At 75.0% G+C, this 16,953-nt stretch carries 3 protein-coding genes; all 3 read right to left on the bottom strand.

Going from position 1 to position 16,953, the window contains the following annotated elements; all coding sequences use genetic code 11:
* Positions 1 to 51 precede the first annotated feature (51 nt).
* The 3 genes from GA0074696_RS23220 to GA0074696_RS23210 are packed head-to-tail and all read right to left on the bottom strand — an operon-like array spanning position 52 to position 16,405.
* Entirely contained in the window at positions 52 to 1,119 is a 1,068-nt protein-coding gene (locus tag GA0074696_RS23220) for a TauD/TfdA family dioxygenase (protein WP_088963063.1), read from the bottom strand.
* Complete coding sequence (locus tag GA0074696_RS23215) at positions 1,116 to 4,343, bottom strand: non-ribosomal peptide synthetase (protein ID WP_088963062.1); 3,228 nt, start codon at positions 4,341 to 4,343, stop codon at positions 1,116 to 1,118. Before GA0074696_RS23215 ends, GA0074696_RS23220 begins: the two co-directional genes overlap by 4 nt.
* Complete coding sequence (locus GA0074696_RS23210) at positions 4,340 to 16,405, bottom strand: hybrid non-ribosomal peptide synthetase/type I polyketide synthase (protein ID WP_088963061.1); 12,066 nt, start codon at positions 16,403 to 16,405, stop codon at positions 4,340 to 4,342. The genes GA0074696_RS23215 and GA0074696_RS23210 overlap by 4 nt, the downstream gene beginning before the upstream one ends.
* Between the last annotated feature and the right edge of the window lie 548 nt (positions 16,406 to 16,953).

Here is a 16,953-nt window from a genome sequence, read left to right as displayed (position 1 = left end):
CATCTTTCGTTCGCGACTGCGGGGCTCGCAGGCCCGGCTCACTCCTCGCGCTCACGCCCGGCCTCCCGTCGCGGCCGTGCCGGAGCGGACCGCCTCGGCCAGTTCGGGCGCGGCGACCGGGTCGGACATCGCGGTGAGGATCCGCCGGGGCGGGGTGAACGGCTCCCGCGCGTGGGCGGCCAGCATGTTCTCCACCAGCAGCACGTCGCCGGGTCGCCAGTCGAAGGAGCGGGTCTCGGCGGCGTACGCCGCCCGCAGCTCGGCCAGCACGTCGGCTGGAATGGGCGTGCCGTCGCCGTACGCGGTCTGGTACGGCAGGTCCTCCTCGTCGAGGGCGGCCCGCAGGCCGGCGCTGACGTCCTCGGGCAGGGAGCTGACGTGGAAGAAGAGCGCGTGGTTGAACCAGGTCCGCTCCCCGGTGACCGGGTGGCGGCGTACCGCCGGGCGGACCTGCCGGGTACGCAGCTGCGCCTCGCCCACCCAATCCACGTCGATCAGCGCCCGGGCGCAGTACGCCTCCACCTCGTCGCGCCGACCGGTCTGGAACGCGGTCTGCCAGGGCAGGCTGATGCCGGGCAGGTAGTTGCGCCGGTAGAGCACCCCGCGCCGCTCGAACTCGGCGACGGTCTCCGGGCGGAGCCGGGCGAGCACCCGGCGGCTGTCCGCCAGCGGGGTACGCCCACCGGCGGCCGGCGCCACCTCGCAGTGGAACACGATGCGCAGCGGCCAGTTCACCGTGTACGACTGCTCGTTGTGCAGCACGATCGGCTGGTCGGCCGGGTGCTCGGTGGAGGTGTACACCCCCTCGGCGACCTGGCTGCGCGGTGAGGAGCGTTCGCCGTAGGAGAGCACGTCGTCGGAGAGCGCGGCCATCACGGTGCGGAAGTCGCCGGCGCCGGCCACGGCGAAGCCGCGGAACAGCACTGCCCCCGCCCGGCGGGCCAGCTCGTCGACCTCGTCGCGGTGGCCGGCCAGCCAGCCGGCCAGGTCGACGTCGGGCACTCCTGCCCGGACCAGCGCCGGCAGTGGGCCGTCGGGCCAGTCGGGGTGGACGTCCACCAGGTTCCGGTCACGGCCGCGACGAGGGATGGGCCGCGCGACCCGGGTCTGCTCAGTCATCTGTCACTCCCAGCGGTGTCGACGCAGTCGGCCAGACTGCGCCGGGGGTCGACGGCGGCGGTACGCAGCAGCGCGGTGAACCGGCGGTGCCACGCGACCACCCCGTCGTGGTCGAACAGGTCGGTGCGGTACGTCCAGAGCGCCGCCAGCCCGTCCCGCCGCTCGTCGAGCCAGAGGGTCAGGTCGAGCCGGGCGGTGTCCGGGGTCAGCTCCACGCCGGTGAACTCGACACCGGCCGCGTCGTGGTGCCGGGCCGCCGGGGCGTTCTGCACGCCGAAGGCGACCTGCACCAACGGGTTGCGGTGCGGCCGGCGGGCGGGTCGGAGTCGTTCGACCAGCAGGTCGAAGGGGACGTCCTGGTGGGCCGCGGCGAACAGGGTGACCCGGCGGGCCTCGTCGAGCAGGTCGGCGAAGCGGCGGTCGGGGGCGGGACGCAGCCGCAGCGGCAGCGTGTTGACGTAGCAGCCGACGCTCTGCTCGGCGGCGACGCTGGTCCGGCCGGCGAAGGCCACGCCGATCAGCAGGTCGTGCCGGCCGGTGGCCGTGCCGAGCAGGGTGGCGAAGGCGGCCAGCCCGACCATGTGCAGGCTGACCCGCTCGGCCCGGGCCAGCTCGCGTACCGCCTCGGCGGTGTCGGCGTCCACCGTGGTCCGCAGGGCGGCGCCGGCGGGAGGGTTGTCGCCGGGCCGGCGCCCGGACGGCGGGTGTTCGTCAGGCTGGGCACCGGTCGGGCCGGGTCGGCGTGGCCCGGGCGAGGCAGGTCGGCGCGGCCCGGGCGGGGCGGCGGGCAGGTCGAGCAGGTCCGGTGCGGCGCGCAGCTCGTCCAGCACGTCGGTCACCGCCTGCCGGCCGACCGGCCCGGCGAGCCAGTCCCGCTGCGCCAGGGCGAGCGCCGCCGGGCCGACCGCCGGACTCTCCGCGCCCGTCCCGCCAACGCCCTCGGCGTCGTACGCCCCGGCGAGGTCCCGGACGATCACGCCGAACGACCAGTCGTCGCAGACGATGTGGTGGATCACCAGCAGCAGCGCCACCGCGCGGCCGGTGTCGTCCGGTACCAGGTGGGCGCGGAGCAGCGGGCCGGCCGCCAGGTCCATGGGGGACCGGGTGGCCTCGGCGGCGAGCCGGGTGAGCCGCCCGTCGAGCGGCATGCCCTGATCGGGCGGCGCGACGACCGGCGCCGGATCGGTGCGGGGGTGGACGAGCTGCACCGGACCCTCGGGGCCGGTGGGGAAGACCGTGCGCAGGGCCGGATGCCGGTCGACCACCCGACGCAGCGCCCGGGCCAGCCGGTCCGGGTCCAGCGGCGCGGCGAACCGGACCGCGAAGGCCAGCAGGTAGGAGGTGTCGGCCGGGTCGAGCCGGTGCAGGAACCACAGCCGGGTCTGCGCGGCGGAGAGCGGCGCGGGACCGGCCGGTACCGGGCCGGCCGGCTCCCCGACCGACGCCGGGTCGACGGCCAGCCCGTCGACGTGGGCGGCCAACGCGGCGACGGTCGGGTAGGCGAAGAGGTCGCCCGGTCGGACCGGCCGGCCGGTCGCGGCGGCCAGCCGGGTGGCGCAGCGGACCGCGAGCAGGGAGTCGCCGCCGAGGGCGAGGAAGTCGCTGTCGGCGTCGCGGACCGGCACGCCGAGCAGCTCATGCCAGACCGCCGCCACGGTGCCGGCCGTGCCGTCGAGCGGTCCGGGGTCGGGCCCGGTATCGTCGCCGAGGGTGGGGGCGGGCAGGGCGGACCGGTCCACCTTGCCGTTCGGCAGGGTGGGCAGCCGGTCCAGCCAGACCACGGTCGCCGGGACCAGCGGCGCGGGGAGCACCTCGGCCAGCCGGGCCCGTACGTCGGCACGCCGCTCGCCGACCAGGTAGCCGACCAGCAGCCGGTCCCCGCTCGGTCCTTCCCGGACGGCGGCGGTCGCCTCGCGCACCCCGGGCAGGGCGGCGAGGCGGGCGGAGACCTCACCCAGCTCGATCCGGTAGCCCCGCAGCTTCACCTGGTCGTCGAGCCGGCCCAGGTACGCCAACTGCCCGTCCGGCCGCAGCCGGACCCGGTCCCCGGTGCGGTACATCCGCTCGCCGGGGCGGAACGGGTCGGGCAGGAACCGGGCCCGGGTCTCCTCCGGCCGGTCGAGATAGCCCCGGGCCAGGCCCGCCCCGGCCAGGTGCAGCTCGCCCGGCTCGCCCGGCGGGACCGGCTGCCCGTCGGGGTCGAGGAGGTAGGCGCGGGTCTGCGGCAGCGGGCGGCCGATCGGCGGGTCCCCGCCGTCCGGCGGCACCTCCGCCCAGGTGGAGTAGGTGGTGTCCTCGGACGGGCCGTAGAGGTTGCAGAGCCGGCGTACCTGCCGGCGGGACCAGACCCGGGCGGCCAGCGCGGCGGTGAGCGGCTCGCCGGCCAGGCAGACCGTACGCACGCTCGCCGGCAGGGCGTCCGCGGTGAGCAGCTCGCCCATCGCGGAGGGAACGGTGTTGACCAGGGTGACGGGCAGCCGGTCCGCCCCCGGAGCGGCGAGCGCGAGCACGTCGTCGACGAGCAGCACCCGGCCGCCCCAGCAGAGCGGGCCGAAGATCTCGAAGGTGGACAGGTCGAAGCAGACCGAGGTGGCGGCGAGCATCCCGCCCAGTTCGGTGTCGTCGAAGGCCTGCCGCACCCAGTGCATGAGCACCGACGCCGAGCGGTGCTCGATGGCCACGCCCTTGGGCCGCCCGGTGGAGCCGGAGGTGTAGATGACGTACGCCAGGTCCGCCGGGGTCGCCGCCACCGCCGGGTCGGTGCCGTCCCCGCCCGGGTCGAGCCGGTCGACCGGGAGGGCGCTGTCGGGGAACCGGTCGGCGAGGTCGGCGCGGGTCAGCACCAGCCGCACGCCGGAGTCGGCGGTCATGAAGGCCACCCGGGCCGGCGGGTACGCCGGGTCCAGCGGGACGTAGCAGGCGCCGGCCTTGAGCACGGCGAGCAGGGCCACCACCAGCTCCGGCGTACGCGGCAGGCAGACGCCGACCCGCTCCTCCCGGGTCACCCCACGCTGGAGCAGCACCCGGGCCAGCCGGTTGGCCGCCTCGTCCAGCTCGCGGTAGGACAGGGCGCGGTCGCCGTACCGGACCGCCTCCGCCTCCGGGGTCCGGGCGGCCTGCGCGGCCACCATCCGGTGCAGGCAGTCCACGACCGCCGTTGCCGCGGTCGCGCGCCGGCCGGTGGACCGGCGGGTGGGGCCGGCGGGCCGGGTGGGGGCGCTCACCGGCGACCACCGCGCACCGACGCGGCCCTCCCCGTCGCGTCGCCCGGGCCTGGACCGCCGCTTCTGACCAGCGCCAGTTCCTGGTCGGCCGCCTCCTGCAGGCGGTCCTTGTCGGTGAGGACGATGCTGCCGGGGATGCTGTCGGGCAGTTCGTCCTCGAGGTCGCGGATCGGCCGGTAGGCGATGCCGACGGCGGCGAGCGCGAGCGAGCAGAGTCCGGCGACGATCGCCGCGAGGGCCATGCCCCGGCCCGGTCCGGTGCCGACGACCGCGGCCAGTACGCCGTCGGGGGACACCAGCGGGGCGAAGACGTGCTCGGCGAGCGGGCCGGCGCTGAGGAAACCGGCCGGCACCATCAACCAGGACAGCATCTGGCCCATGGCCAGCACCCGCCCCTGCAGCTCCAGCCCGACCTTGGCCTGCACGATGGCCAGCCAGTGCGTGTTCACCAGCGCGGTGGCCAGGCCCATGCCGAACAGGCCGACGGCCGGGAAGAGCGGGCTCGGGTGCAGGCCGACGGTGAGCAGCGACGCGCCGAGGAGCACGACGCTGGCCAGGATGCCGGTGGTACGCCGGGCCGTGCCGCCCCACACGCCCATCAGGACCGAGCCGACGAGCATGCCGACGCCGCTGGCGGCGAGCACCCGGCCGAGCACCGCCGGATCCCCGAACGACAGGGTCAGCGGGGTGACCAGGACCTCGACCATGGCGAAGAAGTAGTTCAGCGACGCGGTCAGCACGACCAGCGCGACCAGGCCGTGCCGGCGGGTGATGAACCGCCAGCCGCCCAGGACCTCCCGCCGGAACGGCTCCTCGCGCCGGACGAACAGGGTGTCCGGGAAGCGGACCGACAGGGTGACGGCGACCGCGAAGGCGAAGGTGAGCAGGTCGACGACGACGATCCCGCGCAGCCCGACCGCGATCACCAGGGCACCGCCGACCAGCGGCGCCAGCACGGTGCTCGTCGCCGTGCCGAGGGAGACGATGCCGTTGGCGCGCCCGTAGTAGCGCTTCGGCACCAGTTGCGTGACGGCCGCCAGGTAGGCCGGTTGCTGGAACGCCGTGGCCACCGCGGTGACGGTGATGGCGGTGAAGACGTGCCAGAGCTGGAGCTGGCCCAGCCAGAGCAGCAGCGCGAGGCTCACCGTGCCGGTGGCCGCCAGGCAGTCCGCGACGATCATGATCAGCCGCCGGTCCCACCGGTCGGCCAGCGCGCCCGCGATGGGGGAGAGGACCACGGCGGGCAGCAGCGCCAGCACGGTGGCCGTGGCGAACAGCGAGACCGACCCGGTCCGCTGGTAGACCCAGAGGCTCATGCCGAAGCCGGTCAGCCCGCTGCCGATGAGCGAGACGAGTTGCCCGACCGCGATCAGGTAGAACACCGTCAGGCTGGGCATCGCGCGGCGCGCGGCGGGCCGGTCGGCGGGGGCCCTGCCCCGCACCGCCGCAGGCTGCTCGCGCGGCGGCGTGGGTACGGCCTTGTCGCCCTGTCGGGCGCCGTCGGCCGGCTGCCGCTGCCCGGGCACCGACGCCGGCCCGGTCGCCGGGTCGCAGTGCGCCAGGATGATGCGCGCCACCTCGTCGGGCTGGTGCTTGGCGAAGTAGTGGCCGGCGCCCTCGATTACCTCCAGCGACACCCGGTCGGAGAAGAACTCCCACTCCAGGTACCGCTCCTGGTACAGCTCCGTGGCGCGGTCCCCGCTGCCGATGACGTTGACGATCGGGGCGGACAGCTTCCGGGGCAGGCCGCCCGCATAGACGTCGGTGTAGTAGTCCTCGCCCTTGGCGGAGTCGGCCAGCACCACGCGCATCACGAAGTCCTTCTCGCGCTCGTCGAAGACCTCGGTGAAGAAGCCCATCGCGCGCAGCGCCTCCAGGGTCCGCCGCTTCGACGTCCAGCGCTCCACCGGGAACCACCGCCGCAGCCAGCTGAACACCCGGCCGGGCAGTCGCGGGGCGGGGAAGTGCGCGCCGATGACCACGCCGGTCAGCTCGACGCCGGCCGCCTCGAGCCGGCGGCCCAGCTCCACCGCCTCGGCGCCGCCCACGCAGTGCCCGTACACGGCCACCGGTCCGGTGATCTGGTCGAGTACCTCGGCGACACAGCGGTCCACCAGATCGTCCATGTCCAGCAGGGGTTCGTCCGGGCGGTTCAGGTCGTGGCCGGGCCGCTCCAGGGCGTACAGCGCCACGCCCGCCGGCAGGGCGTCCGCCAGCGGCTGGAAGGTGATCGCGCTGCCGCCACCGAACGGTACGCAGAGCAACGTCAGCCGCGTCGGCGTCGCCGGTCGCGAGGGGGTCAACTCGTGCAGCAGCCGACCGGCGGAACCCCCGGTCGCCGCCAGGTGCTCGGTCAGCGACCGGATCGTCGGGTAGCGGAACAGGTCGAGGACGCTGATCGCCGGGTCGTTGCCGGCCAGCGCCTTGATGGCCTTGAAGGAGTCGCCGCCGAGGTCGAAGAAGTCGTCGTCGATGCCGACGCTGTCGTACCCGAGCACCGCCGCCCACCGCTCGGCCAGGGCCTTGCGCAGTGGGGTGTCCGGCGCAGCGGCCCCGACGACCGCGCCGCCGCGTCGTGGTGCCGGCAGCGCCGCGCGGTCAACCTTGCGGTTGGCGCTGAGCGGCATCCGGTCGAGCACCACGAAGGCCGACGGCACCATGTAGTCCGGGAGGTAGGTGCGGGCGAACGCCCGCCACGGCGCCGGGTCGGCGTCGAAGTCCGCCGTGACGTCCGTCCCCTGAGCCGCGTCCGGGTCCCCGCCGGTCTCCGCAGTGGTGGTCAACGTCAGGTACGCCACGATCGCCTTCTCGCCCGCGTCCTCGCGGACCACGACGGCGGTGTCGCGTACCGACGGGTGGCGGCGCAGCACCTGCTCGATCTCGCCCAGCTCGATGCGGAATCCGCGCACCTTCACCTGCGAGTCGCTGCGGCCGACGAACTCGATGCGGCCGTCGGCCAGCCACCGGCCCAGGTCGCCGGTGCGGTAGAGCCGGCCGCCGCCGTACGGGTCGGGCACGAACCGCTGCGCGGTGAGCGCCGGGTCGCCGAGGTAGTCGCGCGCCAGTCCGGCACCGCCGAGGTACAGCTCACTCACCACGCCCACCGGGGCGGGGGAGAGCTGCGGATCGAGCACGTGGACGCGCATGTTGCCGATCGGACGGCCGATGGTCAGGTGCGTGAAGCCCGGCTCGATCCGCTCCATCGTGGACCAGACGGCGGCCTCGGTCGGGCCGTACAGGTTCCACAACACCCCGACCCGCTCGGCCAGTTGCCGGGCCAGCGGCGCGGACACCGCCTCGCCGCCGCACACCGCCGTCAGCCCGGGCATTCCGGTCCAGCCGGACTCGATCAGCAGCCGCCAGGTCGCCGGGGTGCCCTGGGCCAGGGTGACGCGTTCCGCGACGAGCAGATCGGCCAGCCGCGTCGCGTCGTAGGCGACGTCGCGACCCACCAGCAGCATCCGGGCGCCGACCACCAGGGGCAGGAAGAGCTCCGGTACGGACATGTCGAAGGCGAAGCTGGCCATCGCGAGCATGGTGCCGTCGCTGGTCAGCCCCGGCCGTTCGCGCATGGCGGCCAGCAGGTTGACGACGGCGCCGTGCGTCATCCGGACGCCCTTGGGGCGTCCCGTCGACCCGGACGTGTAGATGACGTACGCGAGGTGGCCCGGCCCGGCCAGCGGCTCCGGGTCACTGTCCGGCTCCGCGTCCGGGGCCTGGCCGCTGTGCAGCAGCTCGCCGGCGTACCCGGCGAACCGGTCGGCCAGCTCCGCCTCGGTGACCAGGACCGCGGCACCGCTGTGCTCCAGCACGTAGCGCTGCCGCTCGATCGGGTAGTCGGGGTCCACCGGCACGTACGCGCCGCCCGCCTTGAGCACCCCGACCAGCGTGACCGGCAGTTCCTGCGAGCGGTCGAGGCAGACGGCGACCGTGACGTCCGGGCCGACGCCGGCCCGGCGCAGCCGGTGGGCGAGCCGGTTGGCCCGGGCGTTGAACTCGGCGTAGCTGAGCGTGGTCGCCCCGAACGTCACGGCCGGCCGGTCGGGGCGCGTCGCCGCCTGGCGTTCGATCAGCTCCACCAGGGTCGGCACGCGCCCGGCCGGTGTGGCCCAGTCGAGCGCGGTGGCGGTGTCGTTCCACTCGGCGACCCGGGCCAGCTCGGCGGGGGTGAGGACGGGGACGTCCGCGAGCCGGACGCCGGGGTCGGCGACGGCGGCGGCGAGCAGCGTCTCCAGGTGCCCCATCATCCGCTCGGCGGTCGCCGCGTCGAACAGGTCGGTGTTGTACTCCAACCGGAACCGCAGCCCCTCGTCCACCTCGTACGCGTACAGGGCCAGGTCCTGCTGGGCGATGCCCGGCTCGACGGCGAACGGGACCATCCGCAGCCCGGGTGCTCCCAGGTCCCGCTGTTCGGGGAGGTTCAGCAGGTTGAACATCACCTGGAACAGCGGGTTGCGGCTGAGGTCGCGGGGCGCGTCGACGAGGTCCACCAGCCGCTCGAACGGCACCTCCTGGTGGTCGTACGCCCCCAGCGCCGTGCGCCGTACCTGGCCGAGCAGCTCCTCGAAGGTCCAGTCGCCGTCGATCACGGTCCGCAACGGCAGCATGTTGACGAAGAAGCCGACCATCGGTTCCAGCTCGGCGCGGACCCGGCCGGCGACCGGCGTGCCGACGCAGATGTCGCGCTGGCCGGTGTAGCGCCAGAGCAGCGCCTTCAGCGCGGCCAGCACCGTCATGGCCAGCGTGGCGCCCCGGGCCTGGCTGAAGCGGCGCAGCTCGTCGGCGGCCCGCGGGGGCAGGACGCGGGTGCGGACCGCGCCGTCGAACGTCTGCACCGGCGGGCGGGGCCGGTCGGTGGGCACCTCCAGGACCCCCGTCACCCCGTCGAGCTGCCGGCGCCAGTACCGCAGGTCGTCGCTGTCGGGGTCGGCCAGCCGGCTGCGCTGCCAGCGCGCGTAGTCGCCGTACTGCACGGCCAGCTCGGGCAGCGGCGAGGGGCGCCCGGCGAGGGCGGCGTCGTAGAGGGTGGCCACCTCGCCCGCGACGATGCCGAGGGACCAGCCGTCGGAGACGTTGTGGTGCATGGTCAGCGACAGCACGTGCCGGTCGTCGTTGATCCGCAGCAGTACGGCTCGGAACAGCGGCCCGCGGGCCAGGTCGAACGGGCGCCGCACGTCGGCGGCCAGGGCCGCGTGTACCCACTGCGGCACCGCGTCGGCGACCCCCGACTCCACGATGGTGCGCGGCCCCGTGTCGTCCGCGCCCGCCGGCGCGGACCCGACCGGCAGGTCGACCGCGCCCGGCGGCAGCACCTCCTGGACGGGGTCGCCGTCGGGTCCGGTCGGGAAGACGGTACGCAGCGACTCGTGCCGCCGCACCAGCTCAGCGAGGGCCCCGCGCAGCGCGTCGACGTCCAGGGCGCCGTCGAGCAGCAGCGCCGTGCCGACGGTGTACGCGTTCTGGTGGTACGCCTGGTCGAGGAACCACAGCCGGTGCTGCCCGGAGGAGAGCGGCGCCGGGCCGGCGCCCGGCTCCGCGCGGGGAATGGCCGCCTCGGCCGGCTCGGCCCGCTCGGCCGGCTCGGCGGACGTGGTCGGCGCGGCGGTGGGCTGCGCGACGGGGGCGGCCGGGGTGGCGGGTGCGGTGCCGGTCGCCGGCAGCGCCGCCGCGATCCCGGCGACGGTCGACTGGGCGAAGACCGTCTCCAGCGGCAGCGCCACGCCGAGCCGGGCCCGCAGCCGCACGACGAACTGGGTGGCGAGCAGCGAATGCCCGCCCAGCTCGAAGAAGTTGTCGAGCGCCCCGATCGGCTGGATGCCGAGCAGCTCGGCCCAGATCTCCGCCACGCACCGCTGTTCGGACGTGCTCGGCGCGACGTAGGCCGTGCTGAGGGCGGGCCGGTTGCCGGCGTCGACCGGCTCGGGCGCCTCCGGGTCGACCGGGGCAGTCGCCGGCGGGGCGGGCGCGGGGTCCGCCGCGCCGGTCCGCGGCGCCGCATCCACCCAGTACCGGTGCCGCTCGAACGGGTAGCCGGGCAGGGCCAGCCGGCGGCGCGGGCCGCCGTGGAACCGCTGCCAGTCGACCGGTACGCCGGACAGCCACAGCCGGCCGACCGCGTCGAGCATCGTGGTGAGGTCGTCGACGTCGCTGCGCGGGTGCCGCATCGCCGCCACCACCTGGCCCGGCCGCAGGCCGGCCAGCCGGACCAGGCCGCCGAGGGCGTGCCCGGGACCCAGCTCCGCGAGGACCACGTCCTGCTCGGCGAGGAGCGCGGCCGACTCGGCGAACCGCACCGGCTCCCGCATGTGCCGCACCCAGTACCCCGGATCGAGGACCTCGCCGGGGGCGACGGGCCTGCCGGTCAGGTTGCTCAGGTAGGGGCGCTCGGGTGCGTGGTGGACGATCCGGCGGGCGTGGTCGGCGAACTCGTCGAGCACGGGGTCGAGCAGCGCCGAATGGTAGCCGCGGGTGACCCGCAGCGGCCGGCAGTTCACCCCGTCGCGGGTCAGCCGCAGCCGAAGCTCCTCGATCGCCTCCGGAGCGCCGGACAGCACGCACAGCTCGGCGGCGTTGACGGCCGCCAGCGACACGCCCTCGCCCAGCAGCCCGGCCACCGCCGTCTCGGGCAGGCTCACCGCGAGCATCGCCCCGGCCGGGGTCCGCTCGACCAGCTCGCCGCGGACGCACACCAGGCGCAACGCGTCGGCCAGGGAGAAGACGCCGGCGAGGCACGCGGCGACGTACTCGCCGAGGCTGTGTCCCACCATCAGGTCCGGGGTCACGCCCCGGGCGAGCAGCGACCGGGCGAGGGCGTACTCGGTGACGAAGAGCGCGGGCTGGACCAGTCGGGGCGACGCGAGCAGCCGCTCGGCCCGCTCGTGCCCGTCGGGTGCCGGGCACAGCAGGGTACGCAGGTCCAGCCCCAGGTCGTCGCGGAGCAGCTCGGCGCACTCGTCCACCACGGCCCGGTAGGTCGGCTCGGCGCGATACAGGCCGGCGCCCATCGCCACGTGCTGGGCGCCGTGCCCCGGAAAGGCGAAGACCAGCGGCCTCCGGCCGCCGGGCTCGGTGCCGGTGAACTGCCGCTGCGGCGAGTCGAGGGCGGCCAGCGCGTCGGCGCGGTCCGCCGCGACGAGGAACCGCCGGTGGGCCATCGGCTGGCGCCGGCCCAGGTTGGCCGCGACGTCGGCGAGGTCCACCCCGGACTGCCCGTCGAGCCAGTCGCGGACCTGGCGGGTCTGCCGCTCCAGCGACTCGACGGTACGGGCCGACACGACCAGCAGCTGCGGCCCGGTGGCCGGTTCGGCGGGTGGCGCGGCGGTCGTGGCCGGCGGCTCCTCCAGCACCACATGGGCGTTGGTGCCGCCGATGCCGAACGAGCTGACCCCCGCCCGGCGCGGGCCGTCGGCGAGCCACGGGCGGGCGGTGTCGTTGAGGTAGAACGGGCTGCCCGCGAAGTCGATCGCCGGATTCGGCCGGCTGACGTTGATCGTCGGCGGCAGCGCACGGCTCCAGAGCGCCATGATCGTCTTGATCAGGCCGGCGACCCCGGCCGCGGCGTCGGTGTGCCCGATGTTGGCCTTGACCGAGCCGAGGGCGCAGAAGCCGCGCTCGTCGGTGCCGCGCCGGAACGCCTCCGTCAGCGCCGTCACCTCGATCGGGTCGCCGAGGATCGTGCCCGTCCCATGGGCCTCCACGTAGCTCACCGAACGGGGTTCCACACCGGCCGCGGCCAGCGCGCTGCTGATCACCCGGACCTGGCCGTCGACGCCCGGCGCGGTGTAGCCCGTGCGGCGGGCCCCGTCGTTGTTGACGGCCGAGCCGCGGATCACGGCGTAGACCGTGTCGCCGTCGGCGACGGCGTCCTCCAGCCGTTTCAGCGCCACGATGCCGACCCCGCTGGATTCGATGCTGCCGCGCGCGTCGGCGCTGAACGGGCGGCAGTGCCCGTCGGGGGAGTAGATCCCGCCGTCGTGGTAGAGGTAGCCGCGCCGCTGCGCGGGGAAGACGCTGACCCCGCCGGCCAGGACCAGGTCGGACTCGCCGGTCAGCAGGCTCTGCCGGCCGAGGTGCACGGCCACCAGCGAGGTCGAGCAGGCCGTGGCGACGGTGACGGCCGGGCCGGTCAGGTCGAGCTTGTAGGCGACCCGGCTGAGCAGGAAGTCCTTGTCGTTGCTGATCGACAACTGGTGCTCGCCGATGGTGCTCGTCAGCTCCGGATGGCTGCTCAGGTGGTCGAGCAGGTAGCTGCTGCGGCCGGACCCGGCGAACAGGCCGATCCGTCCGGGGTGGCCGGACGGGTCGTAGCCGGCGTGCTCCAGCGCATGCCAGGCGCACTCGAGCAGCAGCCGGTGCTGCGGGTCGAGGGTCTGCGCCTCCCGGGGCGTGAAGCCGAAGAAGGCCGCGTCGAACTGGTCGATGCCCGGCAGCCAGGTGCCGGCCCGCACGTACGCCGGGTCGTCGAGCCGGTTCGGGTCCGCACCGTCGGCCAGCATTTCCTCGACGGTGAACTCCCGGACCGACTCCACCCCGGCGCGGATGTTGTGCCAGTACTCGTCGACGGTCCGCGCGCCGGGGAAGCGGCCGGCCATGCCGACGACGGCGATCAGGCCGCTGGGCTGGCCGGTGTCGGCGCTCGCGACCAGGGACGGCCGGGCGGCGCGGGCCGGCGCGGCGTCAGCGTGCGGGTCGGCGGGAGCGGTGGTGCCGGTGGTGGCGGTGGTCAGGAACGCCGCCAGGGATTCGACCGTGGGGTTGCGGAACAGGTCGGTGACCGTGACGACGTCGCCGAGTTCGGCGCGCAGCCGGTCGAGGACGGCCAGCAGGCGCATCGAGTGGCCGCCGAGGTCGAAGAAGTTGTCCCGCAGCCCGACCCGCTCGACGCCGAGCACGTCGCGCCACACGTCCACGACCAGCCGGTCGAGGCGGGGCCGTGCGATGTCCCACCGGGCCGGGTCGGGGTCGGCGGGCGCGGCCACCGGCGGTGCGGGTGTCGCGGGCCGCTCGGGTGCGGGTCGCTGCCGCGGCACGTCGCGGGCGCGGTCGGGAGCGGGCAGCGCGGCGGCGTCCACCTTCCCGTTGCTGGTCAGCGGCAGCGCGTCGAGGAAGACGAACGCGGCGGGAACCAGGTAGGACGGCAGCTCGGCGGCGAGGGCCGTCCGAAGGGTCCCGGCGTCGGTTGCCGCGCCGCCCGCCACGTACGCGACGAGCTGCGGGTCGTCGGGGTCGTCCCGGCGTAGCTGCACCGTGACGTCGCTGTCCGGCAGGCACCGCCGGACGGCCGCCTCGATCTCGCCGCACTCCACCCGGAAGCCGCGCAGCTTGACCTGGTTGTCGGTGCGGCCGAGGTATTCGAGGTTGCCGTCGGGGCGCAGGCGTACCAGGTCGCCGGTGCGGTACAGCCGCGCGCCGGGGACGGACGAGAACGGGTCCGGGACGAACCGCTCGGCGGTCAACCCCGGTTGGTGCAGGTACCCGCGCGCCACGCCGCCTCCGCCGACGTACAGCTCGCCGACCACGCCCGCCGGGACCGGGTTCAGCCACCCGTCGAGCACGTACAGCTCGGTGTTGGCGATCGGCCGGCCGATGGGGACCGAGCCGTCGGCCGGCGTGCTCGGGTCCACCTCGTACGCGGCGCAGCCGACCACGGTCTCCGTCGGGCCGTACTCGTTGACCAGCGCGGTGCCGGGCGAGTGGGCCCGCCACGGCGCCACCTGGTCGGCGCGCAGGTTCTCGCCGCCGATGACGAAGCACCGGGTGCGGTCGGCCAGCTCGGCGGGGCTGAGCTGACGGCTCACGAGGTCGAGCTGGGCCGGGGTGATCTTGACCAGCCCGAACGCCGTCCGCTGCCGGCGCAGCGCCTCGCCCAGCGCCTCGGGGCCGAGGTGTTCGCCGATCATCAGCACGGTGGCCCCGCTGGTCAGCGGCACCAGCAGACTCGTGACGGTCAGGTCGAACCCGATCGACGAGTGCAGCGGGACGGTGTCCCCGGGCCGCAATCGGTAGGCCTGCGCCGCCCAGCGCACGTAGTTGCACACGCCGCGATGGGTGACCATGACGCCCTTGGGGCGGCCCGTGGACCCGGAGGTGTAGATGACGTACGCCAGGTCCTCCGCCGACGGCATCGGCCGTCGGCGCGGCCGTCGCCTCGGCCCGCCGCCCGAGCCGTTGGCGCCCCGACCGGGGTCGGCGGCCGCGACCGGCGTGTCCGGGCCCGGCACCAGCAGCGCCGTGCCGTCGGGCACCAGGTGCGCCAGCTCGGCGCAGGTGAGGACCACCGGGGCCGCCGTGTCCTCGACCAGGTACCGCAAGCGGGCGGGCGGGTTCGCCGGATCCATCGGTACGTAGGCCGCGCCGGTCTTCAGCACGGCGAGGACCGCCACGGCGAACGGCACCGAGCGCGGCAGGAGCACCCCCACCAGGCCGCCGATGCCGACGCCGCGCTGGCGCAGCGTCTCGGCCAGCGCCTCGGCCCGGATGTGCAGCTCGTGGTAGCTCAGCGCGGCGTCGCCATCGGTCACCGCCACGCCGGCTGGGGTCCGGCGCGCCTGCCGCTCGATCAGCACGTGGACCAGCTCGTCCGGCTCGGCCGGGGTGGCGGTGCGGTTGGCCTCCAGGACGAGCTGCCGGTACTCGCCGGGGGTGAGCATCGCCGCCGAGCCGATCGGCCCGGCCGGGTCCGCCAGCAGTGACCGCAGCAGCGTCTGGAAGTGCCCGGCGAGGCGGACCATCGTCTCGTCGTCGAACAGGTCGGTGCGGTACTCCAGCACGGTCCGCAGGCCGTCGGCGTTCTCCCGGACCGAGACGGTGAGGTCGAACTTGGCGGTGCCGCCGGGTAGTTCGATCGGGGTGACCGCGAGGCCGTCGAGCGGCGGGGGCGTCGCCTCCCGGCCGTAGACGAACATCACCTGGAACAGTGGGGTGAAACCGGGTCGGCGGGCCGGACGCAGCGACTCGACCAGCGTCTCGAAGGGCAGGTCGGAGTTGTTCAGGGCATCGAGGACGGCGGTGCGCACCCGCGCGAGCAGCGTCTCGAACGACGGATCGTCGGCCAACCGGGCCCGGATGGCGACGGTGTTCAGCAGCAGCCCGACCAGGTTCCGCGTCTCAGGGCGGTGCCGGTTGGCCACCGGCGTGCCCACCACGATGTCGCGCTGTCCCGTCCAGCGCGCCAGCAGCACCTGGAGCACGGCGAGCAGCACCATGTACGGGGAGACCCGCGTTCGCTGGCAGAGCGCCATCAGCGCGTCCGTGGAGGCGTCCAGCGGCATCGACAGGGTGGCCCCGGCGCCGGACGGTACGGCGGGCCGAGGCCCGCGGGTGGGCAGTTCGAGAACGGCGGGTGCGTCCGCGAGCTGCGTCCGCCAGTATTCGCGCTGGGCGGCCGCCTCCGCACCGCCGAGCCAGTCGTGCTGCCACGCCGCGTGGGCGCGGTGGTCGACGTCGACCGGGTCGAGGTCCGCCGGCCGCCCCGCGCGGTGTGCGTCGTAGAGCTGTGCCCACTCGTCGTGCAGGATGCCGAGCGACCACTCGTCGACGGCGACGTGGTGCATCGTCAGCAGGAGCACGTGCTCCTCGGGCGCGCAGCGCAGCAGGCCGGCGCGCAGCACCGGGCCGCGTTCCAGGTCCATCGGGGTGCGCGCCTCGGCGTGCATCCGGGCCTGCAACTCCTGGTCGCGTTGCCAGCCGGGCAGGCCGCTGAGGTCGTCCACCCGCAGGAGCCCCGGGCGCGGCTCGTGCACCACCTGGACCAGGCGCTGGGCCGCACCGGCGTCCCCACCCGACGGCCCGGCGTCGGCGTCCGGGGCCGGCGCGAGGGTGGTGCGCAGGGCGGCGTGCCGGGCCACCAGTGCGTCGAGCGCCGCCGACAGCGCCGCGGTGTCCAGCGACCCGTGCAGCCGGTACGCCAGCGGCACCAGGTACGTGGCCGACTCGGGATCGAGGCGGCTCAGCTGCCACATCTGGCGTTGCGCGTACGAGGCCGCGGCCGGGCCGACGCCTGCGGGGTCGACCCGGAGCGACGCCACCGGCGTCGCCTGCCGGGACCTCAGGACGTCGGTCATCGCGGATGCCTCCTGTACGCCGGCAGCGACCGGGGACGCGCCGTCGGACGCGCCGGTCGGTGCCAGCGGTAGCTCGTGGTGGACAAGCCCGAACCCGTCGATGACGGCCGATTGACGTGGTGCCGGCTCGGCCTGGTCGAGTGGGGTCGCGGGTGCGGTGCCGGAATGCGGTGACACGACCGGCCGGCGGGTTGATCCCGCAGGTCGGAAGCTACCCGCGCCGGCCTCCGTGAACAGTCATTCATGTGACAGGTGTAGATCTCTCGACAGCGGAAGCTGTTCCACATCATGGCACTGATGATCTTCGGCGGAGATCCCCGGATCGTGCCAGCCGTCGATGCGTTCGGCCGGAGCCGGTGCACGTTCGTCTATTTTCTGGCGGCCCTGACATCCATGGGTCGCAATGCGGCCAGCTCCCGGGCCGCGACGCCACCAGCGGTCCGCGCCGGCTACCGGCAGGGCCTCGATCGTCCGGCTGCCCCGCACGGGCCGACCGGACGGCCGGCTCCGCCACCGGGACCGGAAGGTCGCCCGTCAGGTTGATCAGT

The organism is Micromonospora purpureochromogenes (assembly GCF_900091515.1).
Lineage (GTDB): Bacteria > Actinomycetota > Actinomycetes > Mycobacteriales > Micromonosporaceae > Micromonospora > Micromonospora purpureochromogenes.
The sequence above is the reverse complement of the archived record's forward strand: the minus strand, read 5'-3'. Positions and strand labels throughout refer to the sequence as shown.

Excerpts from the sequence above, each read along its gene's own strand:
- GA0074696_RS23220 (WP_088963063.1), bottom strand. The coding sequence starts at position 1,119 with ATGACTGAGCAGACCCGGGTCGCGCGGCCCATCCCTCGTCGCGGCCGT.
- GA0074696_RS23210 (WP_088963061.1), bottom strand. The coding sequence starts at position 16,405 with ATGACCGACGTCCTGAGGTCCCGGCAGGCGACGCCGGTGGCGTCGCTC.